We start from the raw sequence: 238 nt of genomic DNA, 5'->3' as shown, positions 1-238 counted from the left end.
TACTTGTCGATTCACTTAATGACGTACTTGCACTATTCGAGTCACTCACACTCGTTGATGTTGACGCACTTTCTGACGTTGACGCGCTTGTTGAATCTGAAACGCTTGTGCTTACTGATTCACTTGATGACGTACTTGCACTGTCCGAGTCGCTCTCACTTGTTGATGTTGACGCACTGTCTGATGTCGACATACTCGTTGAATCTGAAAGACTCGTACTTGTCGATTCACTTAATGA

Annotated in this window: 1 pseudogene; it reads left to right on the top strand. The window is 44.1% G+C overall.

The annotated features are described in order from the left end of the window. Positions 1–238 (top strand): annotated as a pseudogene (locus HMPREF2576_RS07225) (hypothetical protein); the annotation flags it as partial.

The sequence above is a fragment of the Staphylococcus sp. HMSC063F05 genome (assembly GCF_001837075.1).
GTDB classification, from domain to species: Bacteria; Bacillota; Bacilli; order Staphylococcales; family Staphylococcaceae; genus Staphylococcus; species Staphylococcus epidermidis.
This window is presented reverse-complemented; position numbering and strand designations above follow the sequence as displayed.